General features: G+C 61.3%; 24 protein-coding genes. 16 read left to right on the forward strand and 8 right to left on the reverse strand.

The genetic code is table 11. From position 1 onward, the window contains the following. Window positions 1-130: 130 nt before the first annotated feature. The 4 genes from AC0NIL_RS13550 to AC0NIL_RS13565 all read right to left on the reverse strand — a co-directional run bounded on the left by AC0NIL_RS13550 (window position 131) and on the right by AC0NIL_RS13565 (window position 3,155). Window positions 131-1,006, reverse strand: a complete 876-nt coding sequence (locus AC0NIL_RS13550) for a DMT family transporter (RefSeq protein WP_164755109.1) — start codon at window positions 1,004-1,006, stop codon at window positions 131-133. A gap of 138 nt (window positions 1,007-1,144) precedes the next feature. Next, window positions 1,145-1,843: an LOG family protein gene (locus tag AC0NIL_RS13555; protein WP_063172726.1), complete on the reverse strand. Its 699-nt coding sequence runs from the start codon at window positions 1,841-1,843 to the stop codon at window positions 1,145-1,147. 38 nt (window positions 1,844-1,881) lie between these two features. Then, a complete protein-coding gene (locus AC0NIL_RS13560) occupies window positions 1,882-2,652 on the reverse strand; it encodes a hypothetical protein (protein WP_473572262.1) in 771 nt (256 codons plus the stop codon). Between the two features lie 362 nt (window positions 2,653-3,014). Beyond that, window positions 3,015-3,155, reverse strand: coding sequence for a hypothetical protein (locus AC0NIL_RS13565; RefSeq protein ID WP_473572260.1), 141 nt, complete (start codon window positions 3,153-3,155; stop codon window positions 3,015-3,017). 347 nt (window positions 3,156-3,502) lie between these two features. Between AC0NIL_RS13565 and AC0NIL_RS13570 the strand changes: the two genes are divergently transcribed. Further along, complete coding sequence (locus AC0NIL_RS13570) at window positions 3,503-3,700, forward strand: hypothetical protein (RefSeq protein WP_013530427.1); 198 nt, start codon at window positions 3,503-3,505, stop codon at window positions 3,698-3,700. Window positions 3,701-3,845: 145 nt separating this feature from the next. On the opposite strand, the gene AC0NIL_RS13575 is transcribed toward AC0NIL_RS13570, so the two are convergent. After that, the gene (locus tag AC0NIL_RS13575) at window positions 3,846-4,364 is read right to left on the reverse strand and encodes a YciE/YciF ferroxidase family protein (RefSeq protein ID WP_013530428.1); all 519 of its coding nucleotides are present in this window, start codon (window positions 4,362-4,364) and stop codon (window positions 3,846-3,848) included. 406 nt (window positions 4,365-4,770) lie between these two features. Between AC0NIL_RS13575 and AC0NIL_RS13580 the strand changes: the two genes are divergently transcribed. Next, window positions 4,771-6,369, forward strand: coding sequence for a GMC family oxidoreductase (locus tag AC0NIL_RS13580; protein WP_474048696.1), 1,599 nt, complete (start codon window positions 4,771-4,773; stop codon window positions 6,367-6,369). 37 nt (window positions 6,370-6,406) lie between these two features. Here the strand turns inward: AC0NIL_RS13580 and AC0NIL_RS13585 are convergent, their stop codons facing one another. The 3 genes from AC0NIL_RS13585 to AC0NIL_RS13595 all read right to left on the reverse strand — a co-directional run bounded on the left by AC0NIL_RS13585 (window position 6,407) and on the right by AC0NIL_RS13595 (window position 9,210). Continuing rightward, window positions 6,407-7,717 (reverse strand): aldehyde dehydrogenase family protein, encoded by a 1,311-nt coding sequence (locus AC0NIL_RS13585; protein WP_474048697.1) that lies wholly within the window; start codon window positions 7,715-7,717, stop codon window positions 6,407-6,409. A 103-nt stretch (window positions 7,718-7,820) separates the two neighbouring features. Next, window positions 7,821-8,153, reverse strand: a complete 333-nt coding sequence (locus AC0NIL_RS13590) for a pyridoxal-phosphate dependent enzyme (RefSeq protein ID WP_224674946.1) — start codon at window positions 8,151-8,153, stop codon at window positions 7,821-7,823. Further along, on the reverse strand, window positions 8,143-9,210 hold the full coding sequence (locus tag AC0NIL_RS13595; protein ID WP_473572255.1) for a succinylglutamate desuccinylase/aspartoacylase family protein: 1,068 nt from the start codon (window positions 9,208-9,210) through the stop codon (window positions 8,143-8,145). The genes AC0NIL_RS13590 and AC0NIL_RS13595 overlap by 11 nt, the downstream gene beginning before the upstream one ends. A 130-nt stretch (window positions 9,211-9,340) precedes the next feature. Between AC0NIL_RS13595 and AC0NIL_RS13600 the strand changes: the two genes are divergently transcribed. The 14 genes from AC0NIL_RS13600 (at window position 9,341) to AC0NIL_RS13665 (ending at window position 24,847) form a co-directional block, all read left to right on the forward strand. Continuing rightward, complete coding sequence (locus AC0NIL_RS13600; protein WP_013530438.1) at window positions 9,341-10,126, forward strand: IclR family transcriptional regulator; 786 nt, start codon at window positions 9,341-9,343, stop codon at window positions 10,124-10,126. Between the two features lie 130 nt (window positions 10,127-10,256). Continuing rightward, window positions 10,257-11,006, forward strand: a complete 750-nt coding sequence (locus AC0NIL_RS13605) for a GntR family transcriptional regulator (RefSeq protein ID WP_473572253.1) — start codon at window positions 10,257-10,259, stop codon at window positions 11,004-11,006. A 131-nt stretch (window positions 11,007-11,137) separates the two neighbouring features. Further along, window positions 11,138-12,607, forward strand: a complete 1,470-nt coding sequence (locus AC0NIL_RS13610; protein ID WP_474048783.1) for a putative N-acetylmannosamine-6-phosphate 2-epimerase — start codon at window positions 11,138-11,140, stop codon at window positions 12,605-12,607. A gap of 82 nt (window positions 12,608-12,689) precedes the next feature. After that, complete coding sequence (locus AC0NIL_RS13615; protein WP_473572249.1) at window positions 12,690-13,985, forward strand: ABC transporter substrate-binding protein; 1,296 nt, start codon at window positions 12,690-12,692, stop codon at window positions 13,983-13,985. Window positions 13,986-14,040: 55 nt separating this feature from the next. Further along, window positions 14,041-14,907 carry a carbohydrate ABC transporter permease gene (locus tag AC0NIL_RS13620; RefSeq protein WP_473572247.1) on the forward strand — a complete coding sequence of 289 codons (867 nt, stop codon included), beginning with the start codon at window positions 14,041-14,043 and terminating at the stop codon, window positions 14,905-14,907. A 2-nt stretch (window positions 14,908-14,909) separates the two neighbouring features. Beyond that, on the forward strand, window positions 14,910-15,731 hold the full coding sequence (locus AC0NIL_RS13625) for a carbohydrate ABC transporter permease (protein WP_473572245.1): 822 nt from the start codon (window positions 14,910-14,912) through the stop codon (window positions 15,729-15,731). Window positions 15,732-16,233: 502 nt separating this feature from the next. Then, entirely contained in the window at window positions 16,234-17,223 is a 990-nt protein-coding gene (locus tag AC0NIL_RS13630; RefSeq protein ID WP_013530444.1) for an ABC transporter substrate-binding protein, read from the forward strand. A 148-nt stretch (window positions 17,224-17,371) separates the two neighbouring features. Next, complete coding sequence (locus tag AC0NIL_RS13635; RefSeq protein ID WP_473572243.1) at window positions 17,372-18,238, forward strand: ABC transporter permease; 867 nt, start codon at window positions 17,372-17,374, stop codon at window positions 18,236-18,238. A gap of 13 nt (window positions 18,239-18,251) precedes the next feature. Then, on the forward strand, window positions 18,252-19,055 hold the full coding sequence (locus AC0NIL_RS13640; RefSeq protein WP_013530446.1) for an ABC transporter ATP-binding protein: 804 nt from the start codon (window positions 18,252-18,254) through the stop codon (window positions 19,053-19,055). Window positions 19,056-19,150: 95 nt separating this feature from the next. After that, window positions 19,151-20,755 (forward strand): GMC family oxidoreductase, encoded by a 1,605-nt coding sequence (locus tag AC0NIL_RS13645; protein ID WP_473572242.1) that lies wholly within the window; start codon window positions 19,151-19,153, stop codon window positions 20,753-20,755. Window positions 20,756-20,907: 152 nt separating this feature from the next. Then, a complete protein-coding gene (locus tag AC0NIL_RS13650) occupies window positions 20,908-22,182 on the forward strand; it encodes a flavin-containing monooxygenase (RefSeq protein ID WP_473572240.1) in 1,275 nt (424 codons plus the stop codon). 56 nt (window positions 22,183-22,238) lie between these two features. Further along, window positions 22,239-22,655 carry a RidA family protein gene (locus tag AC0NIL_RS13655; RefSeq protein WP_013530449.1) on the forward strand — a complete coding sequence of 139 codons (417 nt, stop codon included), beginning with the start codon at window positions 22,239-22,241 and terminating at the stop codon, window positions 22,653-22,655. 5 nt (window positions 22,656-22,660) lie between these two features. Then, window positions 22,661-23,335 (forward strand): DUF1028 domain-containing protein, encoded by a 675-nt coding sequence (locus tag AC0NIL_RS13660; RefSeq protein ID WP_013530450.1) that lies wholly within the window; start codon window positions 22,661-22,663, stop codon window positions 23,333-23,335. 21 nt (window positions 23,336-23,356) lie between these two features. Further along, window positions 23,357-24,847, forward strand: coding sequence for an aldehyde dehydrogenase (locus tag AC0NIL_RS13665; protein WP_024503970.1), 1,491 nt, complete (start codon window positions 23,357-23,359; stop codon window positions 24,845-24,847). Window positions 24,848-24,990 lie beyond the last annotated feature (143 nt).

The following is a 24,990-nucleotide window of genomic DNA, read 5'->3' on the forward strand; positions in this document are numbered from 1 at the left end:
AGACCTCGTTTTCCAGAAGGATGAATGCGGCCAGGCGAGTAGCTTGGCATGAATCCGGGAGTAGAAACAGACTTGCCCGTCGGTGGTTTGAATGGCGCGGCCCCAGAGCAGAACGACATTGCCGAGGCGATCATGACACTGACGGATCGAGCTTCGGGCCCGCCGAGACGGCGGTGAACAGCACACAGGACAGAATGACGCCCGCACCCAGAAGGCCGTCGGGCGAAAGCCGTTCACCAAGCAGAGCGGCAGCGGAAATGGCGGCGAACACACCCTCTCCGCTGCAAATCACCGCCGCATGGGACGAAGTGGTGTAGCGCTGTGCAGAAGTCTGCAGGCAAAAGCCGACAGCGGTCGAGAACACACCAAGCATGATGAGTTCTGGCCATGCTGCCATAATTGCCTGAAATGTCATTGTGCCCTGCAGGGCGAAAGGTAGCGTGGCAACGGCCGTGCCGATGAACTGTGCGGCCGCCGTCGCGAAGGGGTGGCCATGTGCCTGCACATGCCGCCCGAGTTCGACCGTCCACACTGCAAAACAGATTGCAGTCAGGACGGCGAAAGCGTCGCCGGCGGTTGCCGAACCATTGAAGCCGCCCGCCAGGAGAGCCGATCCCACGACCGTCAGAATTGCGACGAATAGGATCAGTGCACTTGGACGCTCCCTCATGATCAGCCACGCGGCGATCGGCGTGATAACAGTGGAAGCGCTGATAAGGAGGCTCGAGTTCGTCACCGTCGTGCTGACATAGGACAATTGCTGGACCACACAGCCGAGGGCAAAAAGCAGAACCACTCTCGCCACACTTGGAAACCAGCCGGTGTTGGTTTCGGGGTCGCGCTCCCGCACCGCGAATGGCAACGTCACCAGTCCGGCGATCACGCTGGTCAGGAAAACAACCGCCATGGGATCGAGGTGGGCCAGTATGGTCTTGTGGGACACATTGCCCACTCCCCAAATGAGCGCAGCAAGCATTAGCAAGGAATTTGCCTTGAATCTGGACATGATTGATCGCATCACCACAGCGGGCAATGGCTCCAACGGTTTGTGATCGGGTTTGAAAGCGATGATCGGGGCCGATGGACCCCGTCATCGTCGAGGTGGCTGGTGTTGCGCGGAAGAACGCGTCTTTTGGTTCGCGATCTATCCGGGGCCAGCACTCGATATATGTGATCTGCGCAAGACGGGGATGGTGGGCAGCAGGACGGGCTTTGGCGGTTCGTTCTGCTCGAAACTGACGCTGCGCTGAAGAAGCGGAAGGATGGCCTCCGGGGTTGCCGAAACCATTTGCGTGCATCGGGTTGACGAGTTCATGAAGCCAGCCTCGGACATGCTCTCGAAGACGCCGAGAAGTGGTGACCAGAAGCCTTTGAAATTCGCCAGGACCAGCGGCTTGCAGTGCCTTTCCAGCTTGCGAAGCGTCATGACCTCGGTCAGTTCCTCAACGGTTCCGATGCCGCCAGGCAAGGCTACAAATGCATCCGCGTAGTCGAACATGAGCTGTTTGCGGATACTCATGTCGGGAACTGAAATCGTCTGGCATCCCGATAATAGCATTCTCATCCGCTCGATCAGGAACTGCGGGGTGATCGCGATCACGGTTCCACCCCCTTCTGCTGCGGCAATAGCCACCTGGCCCATCAGGCCGTCACAGCCACCGCCATAGACCAGGCGAATACCTGCTGCGGCTATCGTCTCGCCAAGGATGGTGGCGCAACGGGCGTGGTCGGGATCGTTGCCAAGCATGGCGCCGCCGAAAACGCAGATCGTGCCGATGCGTCGCTGCAAGGGATAGGAGCGGCCGATCTGTTCTGCGGAATTGTCGGATGATGATCCAAACATGGTGTCTCTCCAAATGAGGTTGGAATAGCGAAGCTTGATCAGCCGGCGGAATGATCGCGGGCTGCGCGAGGTTGGCTCGATCGGAACAAAAGCAGGTCAGCCCAGGACCAGAGCAGGTAACAAACGAGAAGGCTGGCGGGCGTAGACCAATGCTGTGGCTGTTCGACTTCGAATTTGAACAGCGATGCACAGAGTTCTGTCCCGGCGGCGATGAGGGCCGGCAGCCGGCTGAGAAGGACCATGACGCGAAACGGGTCGGGGCCGTATTCCGACAAGTTGAGGATCCGGACACCGGGTCGGTGGCAAGCACTGCCGAATTTTCCAACGGAATGAAGCAGGCCCGATGTCAACGCCAGCAACGGATGGCCAAGTTCAAACAGGGCCAGGCCAAGGCAAACGGCACCAACGCCGGACAGGAAATCACCCAGGCGGTTGAGATTTTCCCTAGGCTTGAGACGCCCGTTCCAAGCGCGATGGTAGATCTCGCCGCTGGCGAAGAAGATCGCCGTCGCCGAGGTCATTGCGATCGCAGCGAAATTGCCGGTCAAATAATGGCTGATGGCGGCCGGCGCGCCTGTCCAGAGGAGTTGGTTCAGATCGCCGGATACGAGAATCTGCGCCGCAATCCCCTGACAAAGACCAATGAGGTTGCCGACATTGTAGGCTCCCCCAGGGCCAGACATCCGTGCCGTTAACGCGCTGCGCCAAGCAAGGAGGCGCGGAGACCGGACCGTGAAGGATGAGGCTGTTTCGCGAGCTGAAATCTCGACTGGGGCTACACGCAGCGGCTTATTGATGTTGAGCGTCATGTCGGGTTCCTCCCTTATGACGCATGCTTTGCAGTGCTCCGCGTGATCTCAACGTGAATTGCGCTGGAATGGGTCCGTCCAGGCTAACAGGCAGATCGCATTGGCGGTTCCTGCAAGGTGACGGTTGATCTACTTCTCTCAATTGCCTCGGCCAGCCTTATCCCGCGGCGAGCTTCTGTGTCGGCGGGGCCTTGCAGCCCTGGCCGACGACATTGTCTAAGCGGGTCGCCTGCCGAGCCTCCATTGACAGCCATCCGGATGCACGGACCGCGAAGACCGGAAATCATCTCTCGACGATCATGCGAAGACACCGGGGAACGATGATCGTTATTTCACGCTGAATTACGCTGAGTTGCCCAATATCACAGCCGCAACGCCAGACTGACATCCGCAAAGGCTGAGCGGTCGAACCTGAACCTCAACTGAATCCAAGGATGGAATTCGATCATGCTACGCAGCTTGACGAAAACATTCACCGCCATCTCGACAATCGCCGTTCTCATGGCACCTCTGATGACTCCCAATGCGGCCTACGCGAACAGCACCACCGTTCCGCGCAAATGCATAAACGGCGTTTGGGGTTCGGTGAAATATTATGGTGGCAAGGTGCGCATCTCGCTATTCCAGCAAGCTTTCGAGACCACCCATTTCAATTCAGCGGGACAGTGCAACGCACCTTACTTCCGAGGTTGGCGCAATGCTCTCCGGGTCGGCATCCATCTCAAGCTCCTTCGAACGCCCGGCTTGTCTGAGGGTCTTCACAAAATGTTACGTAAGGGAACGTTCGCGCCTGACTCTTCTTAGGCAATCGAGGCGGTTGTCGCCTCGTGCATTGTGAAGGAGAAGAAGAATGCCCAATCAAGGTGGTAGCCACGAACAGCATGTGAAGGCAGGCCAGCAGAGCCACAAGAATGCCGACAATAAAAACCGTCAGCAACAGCAGGCCGCTGGTGGTGGTCAACGGCAGCAGGGCGATGGATCCGGCATGCGTGGTGGAACCCACGAACAGCACGTGAAAGCTGGCGAACAAAGTCACAAAAACCGCTGATCGCGGGTGATTTCAGCAGACCCACCCCGAAGTATCGGGGTGGGTCTGATTGCATCTGAAAGAGGTGCTATCGACGACGCCGCGGTTGGGGTCGCGAAAGTCGCCCCGGCGGCTTCGCCGGGGCGACATCAGTCAGGACGCCCAGTCAGGCAGCTTGCTCCAGGGCGCGCTCATTGACACCGCCTTCGCCCAGCCCGGAAAGCGCTTCGTCCGTCGCGACCTCCTCTTTCAATGTCTCGTTGAGGAGCTTGACCACGTCGCTCTTGCCAAGCTGTTCAGCCCACGCGACCAACGTGCCGTAGCGCGCGATTTCATAATGTTCGACGGCCTGTGCCGCGCCGACCAGCCCAGCATCCAGGGCTGGGTCGCCCTTGTATTCGTCGAGAATTTCCGACCCTTCCTCAAGAATGCCGTCGATCGCCGGACAGGTTTTGCCGCGAGCCGGTTTGTCCATAAGTTCGAACACTTGCTCGAGCCGATCGACCTGGCCTTCGGTTTCCATGCGATGTTTCTCGAAGGCCGCAGCCACCTCCTCGGATTCGGCGCCCTTTGCCATCTTCGGCAAGGCCTTGAGTATCTTCTTTTCAGCGTAGTAGATGTCCTTCAGCCCATCGAGGAACAAAGCCTCCAGTCCCTTGGTCGTCGCTCTTTTTGCAGTCGCCATGATTTGTCTCCCTTGGATCGTCGTGAAAGCTCACCGGCGGTGTAGCCATGGACTAACTTTCCATGGAAGCAGTTGTTCCCTGGGGGCGACGTGGAAGGGCAGCGCGTCGAACACCGCTTTTATCGAGGGCCGATCGACATCAAAAGGCGATGGACGATGACGGTGTGAGAACCGCCGGCAGGGGGGACGGAAAGCACCGGGGTTCGTCGCGCCGTATGGAGTAGATGGTGAAAAGAGATACTTCCGATGGGTTCATATACGAAATCATATTTACATATAAAACAAATCATGATGATCTTGCTGTCGTGCAACGGCGGCTAAGGTGGTCGGTTCCGGCGTCCGTCGCCGAGCCTGAATGCCAGCAGACGGTCGTGCACAATGAAATCAAAGATGATGTCGCGGTCGAGTGAGCCGTGCATTGGTCGGATGTAGGGAGTGCGGCATGCCCTTTGATGTCATCGTTGTCGGAGCCGGCGCAGCCGGGGCTGTCCTTGCCGCCCGGCTCACCGAAGATGCGGGCACGAACGTGCTTTTGCTGGAAGCGGGGCCGGACTACCGGAGCGGCGAGCAACCTGCCGAGATGGCGAGTCCAAATCCCTTCAACCTGCTGCTTCCCGATCATTTTCAGCAACAATACATGTACCCCGATCTGATGGCTCGTCGCACCAAGCGGCAGGAGCATCGGGTCTACTGGCGCGGCAAGGGGCTTGGCGGTTCGACGGCCGTCAATGGGCAGATTGCCATTCGCGGCGTGCTCCATGCCTTCGACCGCTGGGAGGAAATCGGATGCAAGGGCTGGTCCGGAGCCGACGTGCTGCCCTTCTTCTGCCGCCTGGAGGATGACCCGATCGCGGCCAATTTTCACGGCAGCGATGGTCCGATTCCGATCTACCGCGCGCCTGTCGAAAGCTGGGGAAGCGTCGACAAGGCCATGCGCCAAAGCGCGATGGCTCTCGGCCATCCCTGGCATGACGATCTCAATGCTCCGGATGCCGAAGGGGCTTGCACCTATCCCATCAACAGTCGAGCCGGCAAGCGCGTGTCGGTCAATGACGGCTATCTGGAAGCTGCCCGCGACCGGCCGAACCTCACCATCATCGGGCAGGCGACGGTGGACAAGGTGCTTTTCGATGGCAAGAAAGCGATCGGCGTTTTGGCCATCGTGGCCGATCAGGTTCGCAAATTCGAGGCGCCACTGGTCATCGTCTCGGCCGGCGCCATCCACTCTCCAGTCATCCTGCAGCGCTCGGGCATCGGTCCGGCGGCTCTCCTGAATCGAAAGGACATCGAGGTGCTTGCCGACCTGCCGGTCGGCGAAGGTTTCTTCGACCACCCTTATTGCCGCATCGAACTGAAGCTGAAGCCGGAATTCAAGGCGACCGATGTCGACGCGCGGCATACCAACTGCTGTGTGCGGATGAGTTCCGGCGTGCCGGGTGCCGAGCGCGACGACATCCTCTACGTCGCCATGAACCATGGCGGTATCGGCGTGGAGTCCGACAGCGCCCAGTTCGGCGAGGCCATGGTCAATCTGATCCTGATGGAGGCCAAGAGCCGGGGCACCGTGCAGTTGCGCTCCGCCAATCCCTTCGACCAGCCGATCGTGGAAGAGAACATGCTGGACGATCCAATGGATCTTCAGCGCATGCGTATCGCCTATCGCCACCTTGGCGAGATTGCCCGGCAGGCGCCGATCCAGGCGATCGCCGAGCGCGTCCTGCTGGGGGATTCCGATCTGCCTTTGTCATGGCTCGAAACGGCAAGCGACGAGGAGGTCGACAATTTCCTGCTGGCGCAGTCTTCCGATGCGCAGCATGGGATCGGCGGCTGTTGCATGGGTAGGCCCGGTGAGGCCGTGGTCGATCCGGAATGCCGGGTCTACGGTTTTGAAGGGCTGCGGGTTATCGATGCGTCGATCATGCCGCTCGATTGCCAGGCAAACACCAACCTGACCTCGATCATGATTGGCGAGAAAATGGCCGACAGCCTGCGCCGGTCCATCTGACAGCTCGAAGGCAAGCCCGCGCACTAGGCCTTGGATGTCAGCGGGTGATATCCACCGTAATCGTCTTCAAATCGCACATTTCCATCAGCGTGTGCCGCCCCCCGGTGCGGCCGAGGCCGCTCTGCGTCCCGGCGGCGCCGCCGGCAGGAATATGCGGTTCCCAATAGCAGCTCATCTCATTGATGTTGACGATGCCGACCCTCAGGCTTTCAGCAAAGGCAAAGGCGTTCTTGATGGTGCTGGTGAAGACCGCGGCCGACAGGCCGTAAGGGCTGGACGCCGCAAGTTCCATCGCCTCCTCGTCGGTCTCGAAGGTCAGCACGGGTGCAATCGGCCCGAAGGATTCCTCGACGTTGAGCAGGCTTTCCCGGGTCAGTCCTGTGACGATCGACGGCTCGAAATAGAGATTGGTGGCAAAACCCGACGCCACATTGCCGCCGGTGACGATCTCGGCGCCACGAGCGCGGGCGTCCGCAATGTGGCTGAGCACCTTGTCGACGGCGACCGCATTGTTGATCGGCCCCATCGTCGTCGCGGGATCGAAAGGGTCGCCCATTTTCACCTTCGCGGCCGCTTTCACCAGACCTTCGATAAACCGGTCATGGATGGATTTATGCACCAGCACGCGTTCGGTGGCCGTGCAGATCTGCCCGGCATTGGCAAAGCAGCCGGCCCCCACCTGGGCGGCGGCCATGTCGATATCGGCATCGGCTAGCACGATGGTCGGGCCGTTGCCGCCCATTTCGAGCAGAAGCGGCTTGCCCGCGCCACGCCGGGCGATCAACGCGCCGGTGGCGGAACTGCCGGTGAAGCCGATGGCATGGGTGCCCGGATGAACGACGGCCTCGTCGCCCACCTCCGCACCATCTCCCAGAACGAGATTGATGGCGCCGTCCGGCAAGCCCGCCTCGATGAAGCATTCGACAAGTGCCGTGGCAATCAGCGATGTCGTCGGCGCCGGCACCCAGACAACGGTGTTGCCCGTTGCGACGGCCGGTCCGAGATAGTAGAGGCAGGGCAGGGCGAGCGGGAAATTCCATGGCGTGATGATGGCAAAGATGCCCTTCGGCTGCAGGAAGCTGAAGGCGCGCTTGTTGGCATCGGCCAGGGGAAACGCCGCCGTCTCCAGCCACTTCATCTGCTCTGCCGCATTGCGGAAACCGAGAGCTGCCGCCGATGCTTCGGCCTTTGCCTCGCTGTGGAAGGGCTTACCCTGTTCCAGGCAGAGCAGGTGGGCAAGCTCTTCGGCGCGCCTGTCGATCGCGTCGGCGATGCGTATGCACAATTGAGCGCGTGCGAAGGTTCCCATCTTGCGCATGGTCTCGCGTGCGCCTTCGGCGGCTTTCACCGCGCGACCGACATCGGCGCGGGTGGAAAGGGAGAGATAGCCGAGATGCTCGCCCGCGCCGAGGGCAGCCTGGAAAAACAGGTCAGCATCATCGAGAATTTCATCAATCAGGGCGCGCCTTCAGCGGGCTTGCATTGTTCGGCAGGTAGATGGTGGCGGGAGCGCCGGCCCGGGCAGCCACATAGGCGGTGGCCAGGCCGTGATTGCCGCCGGATGCGGCGACCAGTCCGTTTTCGATCCGGCCCGGCTCGAGCGTTTTCACCCGGTTCGTGGCGCCCCGGATCTTGAAGGAGCCGCTCACCTGGAGGCATTCGAGTTTCAAATAGACATCATTTTGGAGGTTCGCGCCCGTGGCATGGTCGAGCTTGACGACCGGGGTGCGCCGTATGAAGGGGGCAATGCGCCGGGCAGCCGCCATGATGTCTTCATGGCTCATCGGTCAGTGCCTCCGGATATTCGTTGGCCAGCACGAAACAGCAATTCCCCGGGCGCACGCGGCCGGGTTGACGCTTGGCGAAAACGATGCCGTCGATGGGGTGAAGGAGATCGATGGGCGCGCGCGACGGCGTGTGGAGGAAGTGAATGCGTCCGGCAAGGTCGCCTTTGCTGACGGCACTGCCGAGCGGGCTCAAGGGTTCGAAGACACCGTCCTCCTCGGAAAGCAGATAGCCTTCGCTTCCGGGCACCTTGAGCACGCGTGCGTTGGCGCCAGGGGCAATGTCAGGCGCGCCCTTCAGGACGCCTGCATGTTTCAGCACATTGCGGATGCCCCTGCGGCAGATGGCCAACGCATCCGGACTGACAAGGCCGCCGCCGGCCATCTCGCTGCCGATGACGATCAGCCCCTGGTGATTGGCGGACGCGGTCGAGGTCCGGGTTTCACCGAGATTGTCGACCATGACAACGGTCGGCGCCCCGAAGGCGAGCGTCGCCTTGATGTTCTTGCGATGCCCCTGCGCGGTCGGGGAGGGCTCGATGATCGCGCTCGGCAGGATCATCAGGGACGAACCGCCGGAGTGGAGATCCAGGAAATAGTCGGCCTTCGGAAACAGGATGTCATGCACATAGGCCGCTATCTGGCTTGTCAGCGTGCCGTTGAAATCGCCTGGAAAACTGCGGTTGAAATTCAACCCGTCGATCGGGGAGGTGCGGGTGCCGGCCTCGACGGCCCGAATGTTGATGGCCGGAATCGCGATGATGCGACCGGCTATATCCCGTGGATCGATCTCGCGCAGAAGCTCGCCGAGCGCGATCGGCCCCTCATATTCGTCGCCATGGTTGCCGCCCTCGATCAGGACCGTCGGACCGTCGCCGTTCTTGATGACGGCGAGCGGAACGCGGACCGTGCCCCAGGCATCGTCGTGCGGCGATTGGGGCACATGGAAGAAGCCGATCTGCTTGCCCTCGCGATCGAAATCGACCGACGTGTAAACACTGTTGTTCCGGGGCGTGATGGTCGCGCGGACAGTGTTTGCTGGTCTCTGTACGGTCATTGGTCGGCCTCGAAATTCATTGTCCCCGTCATCATGTCAGTTTTATATATGGTGTCAAGTTTGGATATAAAACCAATGGCAATTCCGATTTCTTGTCTCTATCGTGCGTGGACCACCGGGGATTCTTCGAATGGCAGATGACGCAAAAGAGAGTGGCAAACCGACCTATTCGGCCCCGGCGCTGACGAAGGGTCTGGATGTCCTGGAGCTGCTGGCGGAGGCGCGGGCGCCCTTGACGATGAAGGAGATCGCGGAAGGCCTCGGTCGTTCGAAGAATGAGATTTTCCGGATGCTGATCGCGCTCCAGGAGCGTCAATATATCGAGCGCAACGCCGAGACCGACGCCTATTCGTTGACCGACAAGCTTTTCAAGCTGGGGCTGCACACGCCGAGCGCTCAGGATCTCATGTCCGCCGCAATGCCCGAGCTGACGCGGATTGCCGGGGACTCAAATCAGTCGCCGCACCTGGTCGTCTTCAATCATGGCTTGACTGTCGTGACCGCGGCCGTTCCCGGCGGCGAGGACATGGCGTTCACGCTGCGCCTCGGCTACGGCCGCCTGGCCACCGACGCGACCTCCGGCCATGTGATCCTTGCCTTCCAGCCGCCAAAGGTCGCGACGCGGATGATCGACGAATGTGCGGCACATTCGCCGGCGCCGCTGGATCGAGAGGCGCTGGAAAAGCAGCTTCGTACCATCCGCGCGGACGGTTACTGGATGCGCGAGAGCCGTGATTTCGTCGGCATCACCGATATCTGCTGTCCGGTCATCGGACCGGACGGCAGCGCCGTCGCCTCCATTATCGTCGCCTATATCAATCGCCATACGCGTGAAAGCCGCCATGCCTTTACTCTGGAGGTCCTGCGTGCTGCCTGCGATCGCATCTCCATGAAGCTGTCACCGCGGGTTCGCTGAGGGGTCGTGGTGCGCTGACGGCGCAGACGAGGCACCGCCCGCGGGACGTTTGCACCGGATTGATAATACCAGTATGGGTCCAGTCAGGAATGTTTTGATCCTGGATGCTTCTCGCGCGGGAGGAAGAGCAATGACAACCGTGAACCTGATCGGGCTTGTCAGTCGGGAGATGGAAGCGACAGCCTGCGATGTGCCGCTTTACCGACGGTTGAAATCGGCGATCGAGGCAGCGATCCGTTCCAATGCGTTGAAGGCCGGCGCGGTTCTGCCGGGCGAGCGGGTTCTGGCGGAAGCCCTGTCGATCTCGCGTGTCACTGTGAGAAAAGCTCTGGCGTTGCTCGAAGAGGAAGGGCAGCTCAATCGCCGGCATGGTTCCAAAACCGAGATCGGGTCGCGGGTCGAAAAATCGCTTTCGACGCTGACGAGCTTTTCGGAGGACATTCTGGCGCGCGGCCTGAAGCCTGGATGCCTATGGCTTTCCAAACAGATAAGCCGTCCATCGCCAGCCGAAATGATGGCTCTTGGTATTGCCGCAAACACCAATGTAATCCGCATGCGCCGTGTGCGGACGGCCGATGGCGCGCCGATCGCCGTCGAGGTCTCGGCCGTGCCGGTTCGCTTCCTTCCTTCGCCCGAGATGGTTCAGGATTCCCTCTATGAAGCGCTAGATGCACGCGGCTTCCTGCCTCAGAGGGCAATCCAGCGCATGCGCTCGCGCGGCGCGTCGCTGGAGGATGCAAGACACCTTCATTGCGAGATGGGCGCACCGCTGCTGATGACCGAGCGCCGCTGCTTTCTCGCCGACGGACAGATCGTGGAATACTGCGAGACACGCTACAAGGGAGACGTCTACGACTTCGTCTTCGAGCTGCAAAGATAATACCAGTTATGAACTGGTTGTAATCTGGTATTTTCCATTTATCGTGATGGCGACAGGGGAGTGCCGACGTGCAGCGACAAGACATCGCCAACAGTCTCATCGTGTCCTGCCAGCCGGTTCCCGGCGGCCCGATGGACAGTGCGCAATTCGTGACGGGCTTTGCCAGGGCCGCTCTTGAAGCCGGAGCCAAGGCCCTGCGCATCGAATCCGTGCCCTATGTCGCGGCCGCCCGCCTGGCCGTCCGCGAGCCGATCATCGGTATCGTCAAGCGCGATCTGACCGACAGCCCCGTGCGCATCACGCCCTATCTGGCCGATGTCGAGGCGCTGGCCGAGGCGGGCGCCGATATCATCGCTTTCGATGCGACGGACCGTGTCCGTCCCGTTCCTGTCGAAGCGCTTGTGAAAGCCGTCAAGGCCAGGAACAAGCTGACCATGGCCGATTGCTCTTGCCTTGACGATGCGCGCCGGGCCCTTGCCGCGGGTGTCGATTTTGTCGGCACGACGCTTTCCGGCTATGTCGGCGGGCCGGAGCCGGAGGATCCGGACATCGCCCTCATCGCTCAGATGCGAACCCTGACCCCCTACGTCATCGCCGAAGGGCGTATCCGGTCGCCGGAGCAGGCGGCCGCCGCCGCGCGCGCCGGCGCCTGTGCCGTGGTTGTCGGATCGGCGATCACCCGTACCGAGCACGTCACCTCGTGGTTCCACCAGGCGATTTCCGAGGCCTATGCGGCAAGAGGCACGCAAACCGTGCTTGGCCCAACCGTGCTGGGCATCGACATCGGCGGAACCAAGACCATGGCCGCGCTGGTCAGCGGCGGCAAGGTGATCGAGGACATGATCGTGCCGACGGCGCGAGAGGCTGGACCCGACGCCTGGCTGGCATCCCTTGCGCAAAGCACGTCGGCCTGGTCGAGCCGCTTCAGTCGTATCGGCATTGCGGTGACGGGACTGGTGCACGATGGACGCTGGTCGGCGTTGAACCCGGCGACGCTTGGCATTCCCGACGGCTACCCGCTGGTCGAAAGGGCATCCGCTGTTTTCGGCAAGCCCGTCTGTGCGTTCAACGATGCCCAGGCAGCCGCCTGGGGCGAATACAAATTCGGCGCCGGGCAAGGTCGCGACATCGTCTTTCTGACCATCTCGACCGGAATTGGCGGCGGCATCGTTTGCAACGGCCGATTGCTGTCCGGTCTTGCCGGTCACTTCGGTCTGATCCGTGGTTTGTCTGCAGACCATGCCCCACTCGAAGACAGCACCTCTGGCCGCTGGATCGCTTCGCAGGCCCTCAAGGCCGGCTTCAAGGCCGATGCCGCCGATGTGTTCGGGCATGCGCTGAAGGGCGAGGCCTGGGCCGACGCCATCGTCTCGCGGAGCGCCTCGCGGGTCGCGACGCTGTGCCGGGACATTCAGATGATGTTCGATCCGAAATCGATCGTCATCGGCGGCAGCATCGGTCTTGCCGATGGCTATCTCGACCGGGTGCGCGCGCATCTGGGCGAGGTTCCACCGCGCCTTTCCTCCAATCTCGTTGCGGCGAAGCTCGCGGGCCACGCCGGCGTCATCGGTGTTGCCGATCTTGCCGAATGGGCAAGGTAGCGGCGCCGCCGGTCATGCCATGCAAAAATCATCAAAAAAGAAGGGAACGATCATGAAATTGAGCAGGACGTCTTTTGCGCTTATGGCCACCCTCCTCGCGGGGACAGCTTTGCCGACCTCTGCCAACGCAACCGTGACCGTGCTCGGCTGGCCTGGCGGGTCCGAGGAAACCGCACTGCGGGCAACCGTGGAAACCTACAACAAGCAGGCAAGTGATGCCGACAAGGTGGAGCTGCTGTTCTTCAACCGCGAAGGCTTTTACGACAAGCTGCAGGCCGACATGGCGGCCGGATCCAACGCCTTCGACGTGAACCTCGTCGCCACCTACTCGCTCGGTCGCTACGCGCCCTATATGGAGCCGGTCGATCTTGGCGCGGATGCGGCCAAGGTTTTCGGCGAATCCGTTCTCAAGACGATGCAGTTCGACGGCAAGCAATACGGCGTGCCGACAGACCTTTCGCTGCACTTCATGTACTACCGCAAGGATCTCGTCGACGCCTTGAACAGGGATGACGCCGCCAAGAAGACCTTTGGTGAAATCGCCCAGAAATATCTCGGCAAGCCGCTGCAGCCGAAGGACCCGGACAGCTGGACCTGGGACGACTGGGCGGCCACCGCCCTCTATTTCACCAAGCAGGTGAACCCCGACAGCCCGGTGCGCTACGGCACGGTCCTGCAGATGAAGAACCTGCTGTTCAACATGATGGTCTTCCAGTCGCTGCCGCGCTCCTACGGCGGCGACTGGATGGACAAGAACGGCAATGTCACGGTGGATTCCGATGCCTACAAGACCGGCCTCGAGCTCTACAAGAAACTCTATGATGCCGGGTCATCGCCCAAGGATTCGCTGAGCTACGAATATGCGGAAACCAACGCGGCCTTCGCATCCGGTCAGGCCGCGACGGCACTGCAGTGGAATGCCGCGGCGGCGGATCTGACCAGCACCGAAAAATCTCCGGCGGTCGCCGAGGTGACCGGGATCGTCGCGCCGCCGGCAGGTCCCGACGGACGCGCCGATCATATCCACGGCCTTGGTTTGGGCCTCAACAAGAACGCCAAGAACAAGGAAGGCGCCGTCAAGTTCCTGAAGTGGCTCGCCACCGAGGATGCGGCCTTGCTCTATGCGCGCAGCGGCGGTTCGCCGGCATTGTCTCCCGATGTCGTCGCCAAGGTTGCGAAGGAACGTCCCGATCTCGTCAAGCTCGGCGAATTCGCCAGCAAGTACGGCTATGTCATGACCGGAGCGACGTCCGCGAGTGCGCTCCCGGTCTATGAGCTGCAGGCAAAGGAGTTTACCGGCTACTGGTCCGGCCAGCAGAGCCTCGAGGATGCGCTCGCCCACACCAAGGCGGGCATGCAGGACCTTCTCAAGAAATGAACCATTTGCCGGACGCCGGGTCGAGCTCGGCGTCCGGCGCGTTTGGCGGATCGACATGGCCCTTGTGACACGTGCCGAAGGCAGGATGTATCTTACGCCGCTGGTCGGCTTCCTGCTGCTGTTCCTCGGCTTTCCGGCGATCGTCAATCTGATTTATTCCATTTCGGCCGTCACATTCGAGACGCTGCGCAGTCCGGTGTTGAGCGGTTTCAGCAACTATGTCGCGGTGTTGAACGACCGCGAATTCTGGAGCTCGGCCTGGTTCTCTCTGCGCTTCGGTATTCTTACCGCATCAGCGGAATGTCTGATCGGTCTTTTCCTTGCCATCTTCCTGGCACCGCTTCTGAGCAAGCGACCAGTCCTGATGGCGCCGTTGATGCTGCCGCTGATGGTCGCGCCGGCCATGGTCGGTCTCATGTACCGGCTGGTGCTGCATGAATTCGTGGGACCCGTCCCCTACTATCTCTTCCAATGGTTCGGTGACAGCCCGGCCTTCCTCGACATCAACAATGCCTTCCGCACCCTTGTCGTCGTGGAGACGCTGCAATGGACGCCTTTCGCCTTCCTGCTCTTCTACATGGCCTATTCGGCCATACCGCTCGACGTGCGCGAAGCCTCCTCGCTCGATGGCGCATCACCGTTTGAGATCGTCCGGTGGATCGACCTGCCATTGATGAAGCCGACGCTGGTCATCGCGTTTTTCGTCCGTTTCATCGACGGTTTCCGGGTGTTCGACAATGTCTATGCATTGACCGGCAGTGGTGCAGGAGGTTCAACGACGTCCTTGTCGATCTACATCTACCAAGCCTTCTTCAAGGAAGGGGCTATTGGCAAAGCGGTCGCCGCCTCGGTTGTCCTGTTCATGGCGTCGTTCATCGTTCTCCACTGCCTTAACCGGCTTGCCGGCCGCAGGAAGCGTTGACGATGGCCGGGGCACTGCGCTGGATCGTTTTTGCCATCGCCGTGCTGGCGATGAATTTCCCCATTATCGTGACGCTGATCACATCGCTCAAAAGCCAGCGCGAGCTTTCGACGAACCCCGGTTTGTGGATCAGCCAGCCGACGCTCGACAACTATCTGGAGGTCCTGACGCAGACCAGCCGCTTCAACATCTATGCCTATCTGCTGAACAGCACCGTGGCGGCGCTGATCGGAACCGGCCTTGCGATCGTGCTCGCGTTCCCGGCTGCCTATGCGATCGCGCGCAGCGAGGCGGGAAAGCGCTTGGTCCTGCCGATCGTCATCAATCTTCGCGCCGTGCCGCTGATCATCTTCGCGATCCCGCTTTACATGATGTACCAGTGGCTGGGCCTGCTCGATACGCGGATCGGGCTCGGGCTCATCCTGACCATCGTCAACGCGCCGCTTGCACTCGTCATCCTGGTAAACGCGATTTCAGATGTACCAGTCGAACTCGACGAGGCGGCGAAAGTCGATGGCGCAAATTCCTTGCAGGTGATGATGATGATCGTCCGGCCCGTCATCCGACCGGCGCTCGTCACAACCTCCATCTTCGGCTTCATCACCGCCTGGAACGAATTCCTCTTCGGCCTCATGCTGACAACCAGTCGTGCCGTGCCGATGACGGTCGGCGCATCCTTCTTCTTCGCCGCGAGCGGCGGTGGCGTAAAATGGGGAACCGCTTCCGCCGTCATGATGCTGGGCGCCTTGCCGCCGGCACTGCTGGGTCTTGTGATGTATCGGCAGATATCGGGATCCATGACCGCTGGGGCGGTCAAGGGCTAAAGCAAGAAGAAGTTCGTCTTTCCGACAAATTGGACAACCCAATCCGACAGCGCCAGCGCACTTGTCAGGCCAGGTGACTCGATTCCGAAAAGACGGATCAGCCGTCCGGACGGATCTGCCAGAATGTCGAAATCGCCGAACTGCAACCCGTTCGTTAGGCCGTAGCCCACAATAGCTCGGCTCCAGTTCCCCCTCTCTCAGCCCCGGCCAATAGATGGCGCGTAAAATGGTGTGGCCTCGGGCTGGCCGAGGAAGGAAGAAATGGTGCAGCTTGCTGATGGCGAAATCGCGATGGCGCAGACGCAACGCAGTCTGGTTAGGTCCAGCCTAAGCCGAACTACTGAAAATCATAATTTGTGCAGCGCACCCAACGTGCTTTGCTCCGCCATCGGCTGAAAGAAAACAAGAAAAGAATGTCAGGCGACAGGCTTCGGCGATGCCTCCGGAGCGGGTTTCGTTCGGGCCGGGATAACGCCCGACTTCAGAAAAACAGGGGAACGTGATGACGACAATAATCTCGAAGTTTCGCCGGGCCGCGCTGGTGGCCGGCATTGCGCTCAGCGCCATATCGGTGAGCCTCCACGCCGAAGCTGGCAGCTTGAAACTGGGCATGACGACCTGGGTGGGGTACGGACCGCTCTTCCTTGCCCGTGACATGGGCTACTTCAAGGAAGGTGGGCTCGATGTCTCGCTTGAGATCATCGAGGAAGCATCGCTGTATATGGCGGCTGTTGCCGCCGGCGAGCTCGACGGCAGCGCCTCGACCGTCGACGAGATCATGAAGTATCGTTCGAAGGATGTTTGCTTCAAGTCGGTCTATGCGCTGGATGACAGCCATGGCGGCGATGGCGTGCTCGCGCCCAGCGGAGTCAAGAGCATCGCCGACCTCAAAGGCATGGACGTAGCGCTGAACGAGGGTTCAGTGTCGCAGTTCTGGTTCAATATCCTGCTCAAGCAGGCCGGTCTCACCCAGGCCGATGTGAAGATCACCAACATGACGGCAGACGATGCCGCCGCCGCCTTCATGGCCGACCGCATTCCCGTTGCCGTCACCTGGGAACCGCATCTGACGCTGGCCAAAAAGGAAAACAAGGGACAGGTGCTGATCGACTCCTCCAAGACACCCGGCTTGATCGTCGATGTGGTGGCGCTCAACTGCGACTACATCACGAAGAACCCCGGAGATGTCGAGGCGCTGGTGAAGGGCCTCTACAAGGCCAACGAGTTCATCAAGGAGAATCCTGAGAAGGCGTATGAGGTGATGGCCAAAGGCGTCGGCGGCTGGCTGAAGGATCCGAAGGACTTCGCTTCCTCGGCCGCTGGCGTGAACTTCTACGGTAAGCAGCGCAATGCCGAATTCTTCGCCGGTGGCGAGACTGGCGAAGCCGGCAAGCTGATCAAGCTGGGCGGCGATATCTGGGGCGGCTTCGGCAAGCTCAAAATGGACGTCAAGTATGACGACCTCGTCGATACATCCTTCCTTGGGAAGTAGCTTGGCCTTGGAAAGTAGCTTGGCCTTGGAAGTAGCTTGGCCTTGGAAAGTAGCTTGGCCTGCGAAGTAATTTGACCTTGCAAAGTGATTTGGCTGAACCGGAGGCGGACCTCGCGCCTCCGGTCCAAGCGGCCCAAAAGGGTATCCCGTGACACTAGCACCGAACACGAGCTCTCTGGTCAGCAATGGCGTGACCGCGAGAGTTGAAGAAGGTCAGGCCGGTCGATCCGTCCTGAAAGTCATCGCCACACCGTTTCGGGCTGTGCCGCGCTCTCTCTCCATTACGCTCGGCTTCATGGTCTGGATCGCCGTCATCGGCGGCTGGTTCGCGCTGACCTATTCCGGAGCGGTCAAGGAAATGTTCCTGCCTCGCCCCGAATCCGTGTTGTCCACCACCATCAGCATGGCGCTTGACGGGTCGTTGTGGGAGCATGTTTTCGCCAGCGTCCAGGTGGTGTTGATCGGCTTCGTCCTTTCGAGCATCGTTGCGGTGCCGCTTGGATTGACGATGGGCACCTATCGCATCGCCCAGGCCGTTCTCGAACCGTTGGTCAATTTCATACGCTATCTGCCGGTGACGTCCTTCGTGCCGCTTTTCATCCTGTGGATCGGCATCGGCATCGAGCAGCGCGTTGCCGTCATCGTCTTCGGCGTCTTCTTCCAGCAGCTCGTCATGATCGCCGACAGCGCTCGCAGCGTCCAGCGCGACCTTGTCAACGCAGCCTATACGCTCGGCACGAAACGAGGCGACACGGTCTTCCACATCGTCTTTCCGGCCACGCTTCCGAGCGTGCTGGATGTGCTGCGCGTCACCATGGGCTGGGCCTGGACCTATCTCGTCGTGGCCGAACTCGTCGCCGCCCGCAGCGGACTTGGCTACATCTCGCTCAAAGCCATGCGCGGCTTTCAGGTCGACGTGATCTTCATGGCCATCGCCATGATCGGCATCCTTGGTCTTTGCACCGACCAATTGTTCCGGGGCATCCGCCGCCTCGTCGCTCCCTGGGCCAATTGAGGAACACGCACACATGGACGCCCTGAATCTTACGACGAAACCAAAGAGTTCCGACATAGGCATCGACAATGTGGTCCTGCGCTACGGCAAGGGTGACAATGCGGTGCTGGCGCTGGATGGCATTTCTTTTCACGTCGTGCCCAACGAATTCTGTGTGATCGTCGGCCCATCCGGCTGCGGCAAGTCGAGCCTGCTTTATCTCGTCGCCGGTCTTGAGGAGCGCACCGGCGGCATGATCGTAGTCGGCGGCAAGCCTGTTACCGAGCCGGGCCCGGATCGCGGCATGGTGTTTCAGGCATATACGCTGTTTCCCTGGCTTACGGTGGCGCAGAACGTCGAATATGGCCCGAAGCGGAAGGGCATTGCGCCGGCCGAGCGCAGGGTCATTGTCGAGCATTTTCTCCACGAGGTCGGTCTGGCAAAGTTCGCCAACCATTACCCGTCTCAGCTGTCGGGCGGCATGAAGCAGCGCGTTGCGATTGCGCGCGCGCTCGCCAATGATCCGGACGTGCTGCTGATGGATGAGCCTTTTGGAGCGCTCGACAGCCAAACCCGTCACAGCATGCAGAAGCTTTTGCTGAGGATCTGGGATCATTCCAAGAAGACGGTCCTATTCGTTACCCATGACATCGACGAAGCGATCCTGCTGGCGGACAGGGTGCTCGTCATGTCCGGCCGGCCCGGTCAGATCAAGAAGGAAATCCGCGTAGGCCTCCCGCGTCCACGCAGCATGGATCTGGTCATGGAGCCGAACTTCATCGCCATGAAGCGGGAGATCCTCGAGCTCCTGAAGAATGACGAAGACGACGAGCACTAATGCATGTCGCTCAAAAGTGACCTCGGTTTTGGGCAGACGACATGCATGAAACAGACATCGGCAGTCTTCGGTGTGGATGACGAAACGGGCAAGGCATGAGCATCGAGGCGGCGGAATTTGACTATATCGTCATTGGCGCGGGCTCGGCCGGCTGTGTCTTGGCAAACAGGCTGAGCGCAGACCCGGCAGTTCGTGTCTGCCTGATCGAGGCGGGCGGCAGCGACGACCGCACCAGGGTGCGCGTGCCGGCCGGCATTCTCTCGCTCTACGGCAATCCGAACTTCGACTACGGCTACAAGGGCGTGCCGCAGCCGCTGCTCAACAACCGCCGCATACCGGTCAACCGGGGCAAGGTTCTTGGCGGGTCGAGTTCGATCAACTCGATGGTCTATATTCGTGGCGCCGCGCAGGACTACGATGAATGGGCAGCGCTTGGCTGTGCCGGGTGGTCCTATGCCGATGTCCTGCCGGTCTTCAAGAAATTGGAGCGGAACTGCCTGTTGCAGAGCCCCGCCTATCACGGATTCGACGGCGAATTGCTGGTCGACAATCCGCGCGATCCCAACGTGGTATCCAGCCTGTGGGTTGAGGCGGGCAGAGGCGTAGGCCTGCCCGAGAACCGCGACTTCAATGCCGGTGGCCAACTCGGCCTCGGCATCTACAACGTCACCCAGAACAGAGGCGAGCGCTTCTCGGCCTACAGCGCCTTTGTCCGGCCGGTTCTCGGCCGATCGAATCTGCGGATATTGTCAGGCGTCGAGGTTCTTGATCTGGCGATTGAACGCGAGCGCGTCACCGGCGTCAACGTGATCAGGGCAGGCGCAACCCAACGGTTGGGGTGCCGAGCGGAGGTCGTCCTCAGCGCGGGTGCGATCGGATCGCCGCGCATTCTGCTTGCTTCCGGCGTCGGCCCGGCCGGGGAGCTGAAAGCAGCGGGGATTGAACCGGTCGCGAACCTGCCAGGCGTCGGTAAGAACTTGCGCGACCATGTCGATGGCATGATCACGGTGCGATCGAACAGCCGCAAGACGCTCGGCCTTTCACTTGCCAATCTTCCGGCGATGCTGGCGGCGCCGTTCCAGTATTTCGCCCGGCGCAAAGGCATGCTGACGACCAACTATGTCGAAGCCGGCGGCTTTGCCAGGACGAAGTATGCCGGGAGCATACCCGACATTCAGTTCCACTTCGTGCCGGGCTATCGCAGCCATCGCGGTCGGCTCGTCGAATATGGCCACGGCTATGCCGTGCACACCTGTGTGTTGAGACCCGGGAGCGTCGGCGAAATCACACTTCAACGCGACGGCACTCGCCGCAATATGCTCATAGACCATCGCTTCTTCAGTGACGAACAGGATGCCCTGACCCTCGTCGAGGGCATAAAGGTCGCGCGTTCGATCCTGGCTTCGCCGGTTTTCGGCGGCATCCGCGGACCGGAAATCCTGCCTGGGCCCAACGTGAACACCGATGACGAGATTCTCGCCTATCTGCGTGCCGAGGCTCTCACAGTCTATCATCCGGTTGGCACGGCCAGGATGGGCAACGACGCCATGGCGGTGGTTGATCCCGCCGGTCTCAAGGTGCGCGGTTTCGACAATCTGCGCGTCGCTGATGCCTCCGTCATGCCGACATTGATCGGTGGCAACACCAATGCGCCATCCATGATGATTGGCGAAAAGGCGGCTATGGCAATACTGGCGTAACCGTCTGCGCGCGGCCAATTCAGCATTTAGGAACAAGCTAACCACTGCCACATGAAATCGTAATTTTCGCTGCCCGGTCCCTCCAGTAAACCAACGATCAGACCCCGCCGCATGCGCAGAAACTCTCGGGGAGAGCCAGAAAGGGCCGCTGAATGCCAGTCGAAACAGTAGACACGCTTGTTGTTGGCGGCGGCCAGGCGGGGCTGGCGATGAGCGAGCATCTGAGCAAGTGCGGCGTGCCCCATCTCGTCCTAGAGCGGGACCGCATCGCCGAACGCTGGCGTAGCGAAAGATGGGACTCGCTGGTCGCCAATGGTCCCGCCTGGCATGACCGTTTTCCCGGCATGGAATTTCCCAATGCCGGTCCGGATGCCTTTATCGGCAAGGAGAAGGTCGCCGACTATTTTGTCGCTTACGCCGACATGATCGCTGCCCCCATCCGCTGCGGCGTGGAGGTCAGGAAAGTGGAAAGGCTTGTCGGCCGTCCCGGCTTCCGGATCGAAACCTCGGATGGCGTGATCGAAGCCAGGAGCGTGGTTGCCGCCACCGGCGCTTTCCAGCATCCGGTCATCCCGGCCGTCGTTCCCGGGGACGCCGGACCTATACAGATACATTCCAGCGCCTATCGCAATCCCGGCCAACTGCCCGCAGGCGCGGTGCTGGTGGTCGGCTCCGGGTCTTCGGGGGTGCAGATCGCCGACGAACTCCAGCGTGCGGGACGGCGGGTTTATCTCTCGGTCGGGCCGCACGATCGGCCGCCGCGGGCCTATCGCGAACGTGACTTCTGCTGGTGGCTGGGGGTTTTGGGCAAGTGGGACGCGCAGGCGCCTGCGCCCGGCACCGAACATGTCACCATCGCGGTCAGCGGCGCGCGTGGCGGCCAGACGATCGACTTCCGGCGCCTTGCCGCGCAAGGGATGACGCTGGTTGGCCGGACCGAATCCTACAGGCACGGTGTGATGACCTTCGCACCCGATCTGGCCAAGAATATCGCGCGCGGCGATGCGAATTACATATCGGTTCTGGACGAGGCAGATGCCTATGTCGCCCGCAACGGCCTCGACCTTCCCCCAGAGCCCGAGGCCCGCAAGATCGGCCCGGACCCGCGATGCATGACCGATCCCATTCTCGAGCTGAGCCTGTCGGAAGCCGGGATAGGTTCGATCATCTGGGCGACGGGATTCACCATCGACTACAACTGGCTGAAGGTCGATGTGTTCGACGAAAGGGGCAAGCCGAAGCACCAGCGCGGTGTGTCGACCGAGCCCGGCATCTATTTCCTCGGACTGCCTTGGCAATCGCGCAGGGGGTCGAGCTTCATCTGGGGCGTCTGGCACGACGCGCAGCATGTGGCCGACCATATTTCCACGCAGCGCAAATACCTGGCCTACCATGCGTCCGCGAAGCGCCAGACCAAGGTGGCATAGACACGGCACCTCAAACGGGATGCCCCGACCTCGAGCCTGATCCGACGGAGACCAAGATGGCGCATACAAGAATTCGAAAGTTCAACACCAAGGACACTTATCCCGAGCAGAAGCTCGACAATGATCTGTGCCAGGCGGTCGTTACGCGGGGCGGCAGGACCGTCTATCTGCGCGGCCAGTGTCCGCAGGACCTCGACACGGCCAAGAACATCGACAGCCATGATCCGGTCGAGCAGACGCACAAGGTCATGCAGAACATCCGCCAGCTGATCGAGGAGTGCGGCGGCACCATGGAGCACCTGGTCAAGGTGGTGGTCTACATCACCGATGTGCGCCATCGTGAGGCGGTCTACCGTACCATGGGCGAGTATATCAGAGGCGTGCATCCCGTCTCGACCGGCCTTGTCGTGCAGGCCCTGGCGCGGCCGGACTGGCTGGTCGAGATCGACGGCACCGCCGTCATTCCGGACTGATTGCGATGACCTTTTCCATTGTCGCGCGGTGCGGCCGCACCGGCATGTTCGGGGTCGCGGTGTCCTCCTCGTCGCCTGCTGTTGCGGCGCGCTGCGCCTATGCGCAGGCGGGCGCCGGGGCCATTGCCAGCCAGAACGTCACCGATCCTACGCTTGGACTGCGCGGTCTCGAATTGCTGGCGCGCGGCGCGTCCGCGGCGGAGGCGATTGCCATATTGAAGCGCACCGGTGCCTATCCCGAATACCGGCAGGTGCTGGCTGTCGACGCCGCTGGAGCGACCGCGATCCATTCGGGTCCCAAAGCTCTTGGCATCTGGGCGGAGGCGCGAGCTGACAATGTCGCCTGCGGCGGCAACATGCTGGCCCATGATGGCGTGCCGCAAGCGATGGTCGAGGCCTTCCTGGCGTCGGAGGGGCATCTCGGCGACCGCCTCATCGCGACTATGCGCGCGGCGCTGACAGCCGGCGGCGAGGCTGGCCCTGTCCATTCCGCCGGCATGAAGCTGGTGCGTGAGGTGGCGTGGCCGGTCGCCGACCTGCGCTGCGACTGGACCGACGATTGTCCTATCGAGCAACTGGCGGCGCTGTGGCAACTCTACAAGCCACAGCTCGATGCCTATGTGACCCGCGCGATCAACCCATCCGATGCGCCGAGCTACGGCGTGCCGGGCGACGAATAGTCAAGACAGGGGTCACCTGCGATGAGTGAACTCAGCCACAAGGACTGGATCGGCAAGGCGTCCGCGATCCGTTTTCGTGACAAGGCGTTCATCGACGGCAAGACGGTCGCGGCGCGTTCGGGCCGGACCTTTGCCAGCGTCAATCCGGCAACCGGCGAGGTGCTGGCCGAAGTGGCGTCCTGCGGCGAGGAAGACATCGATCTGGCGGTTGCCGCCGCTAGGCGCAGCTTCAACGCCGGCGTCTGGTCGCGCACCAGCCCGGCGCACCGCAAGGAGGTGTTGCTGCGGCTGGCGCAGCTGCTGCGCGACAACCTGCATGAACTGGCCCTGCTTGAATCGCTGGACATGGGCAAACTGGTCAGGGATGCGGCCTCGGTCGACGTCCCCGGTTCGGCGGCGATCTTCCAATGGTATGGCGAGGCCATCGACAAGATCTATGGCGAGGTGGCGCCGACCGGCGAAGGCGATCTGGTGCTGGTGCGGCGCGAGCCGCTTGGCGTGGTCGGCGCGGTGGTGCCGTGGAACTTCCCGCTCGACATGGCGACCTGGAAGTGCGCGCCGGCGCTGGCGGCGGGCAATTCGGTGGTGCTGAAACCCGCCGAGCAGTCGCCTCTGTCGGCCCTGCTCCTGGCGGAGCTGGCGATGGAGGCGGGCCTGCCTGCCGGCGTGCTCAATGTCGTGCCCGGCCTTGGCGAAACCGCCGGCCAGGCGCTTGGCCGCCATATGGATGTGGATTGCCTCGCCTTCACCGGTTCGACCGCGGTGGGCAAGATGTTCCTGCAATATTCCGGGCAGTCGAACATGAAGCAGGTCTGGCTGGAGACCGGCGGCAAGAGCCCCAACCTCGTCTTTGCCGACTGCGGGGATCTCGATGTGGTGGCCGATATGGCGGCCTTCGGCATCTTCTTCAACCAGGGCGAGGTCTGTTCCGCCAATTCACGCCTGCTCGTCCAGCGCGGCATCAAGGATGCCCTGGTGGAGAAACTGGTGCAGCGTGCGGCGGCCACGCAGCCCGGCGATCCGCTCGATCCGATTTCGAAAATGGGCGCGATGGTCGATAGTCGCCACGCCGCCAATGTCATGCGCTTCGTCGAGGCCGGTAAAAAGACCGCGCGCCTGGTCGCGGGCGGCGACATGGTCACGGTCAATGGGCGCGGCAGCTTTGTCCAGCCCACCATTTTCGACGATGTCACGCCTGCCGATCCGATTGCCCGCGACGAGATCTTCGGGCCGGTGCTTTCGGTCATTGCCTTCGATGACGAGGCCGACGCGATCCGCATCGCTAATGACAGCCCCTACGGGCTCGCCGCATCGCTGTGGACCGACAGCCTGTCGCGCGCGCACCGCATCGCCGGGCGGCTGCAGGCCGGCACAGTTTCCGTCAACAAGGTCGACGCTCTGAGCCCGATGACGCCGTTCGGTGGTTTCAAGCAATCCGGCTTCGGCCGCGACCTGTCGCTGCATGCGCTCGACAAGTACACCGCGCTCAAAACGACATGGATCAAATATTGATGGGCGCCTAAAGCGCATCGCGATCGAACGGATTCAAGTGATGCGCTTTAGGCCTTTGCTCCATGCATGTCGTTTGCGCAAAACCGGGGCCACTTTTGCGCGACATGCATTAGGCTTGATCGAAGCCCTCAAACCGGCAACAT

This window comes from Mesorhizobium sp. WSM1343 (assembly GCF_055901535.1).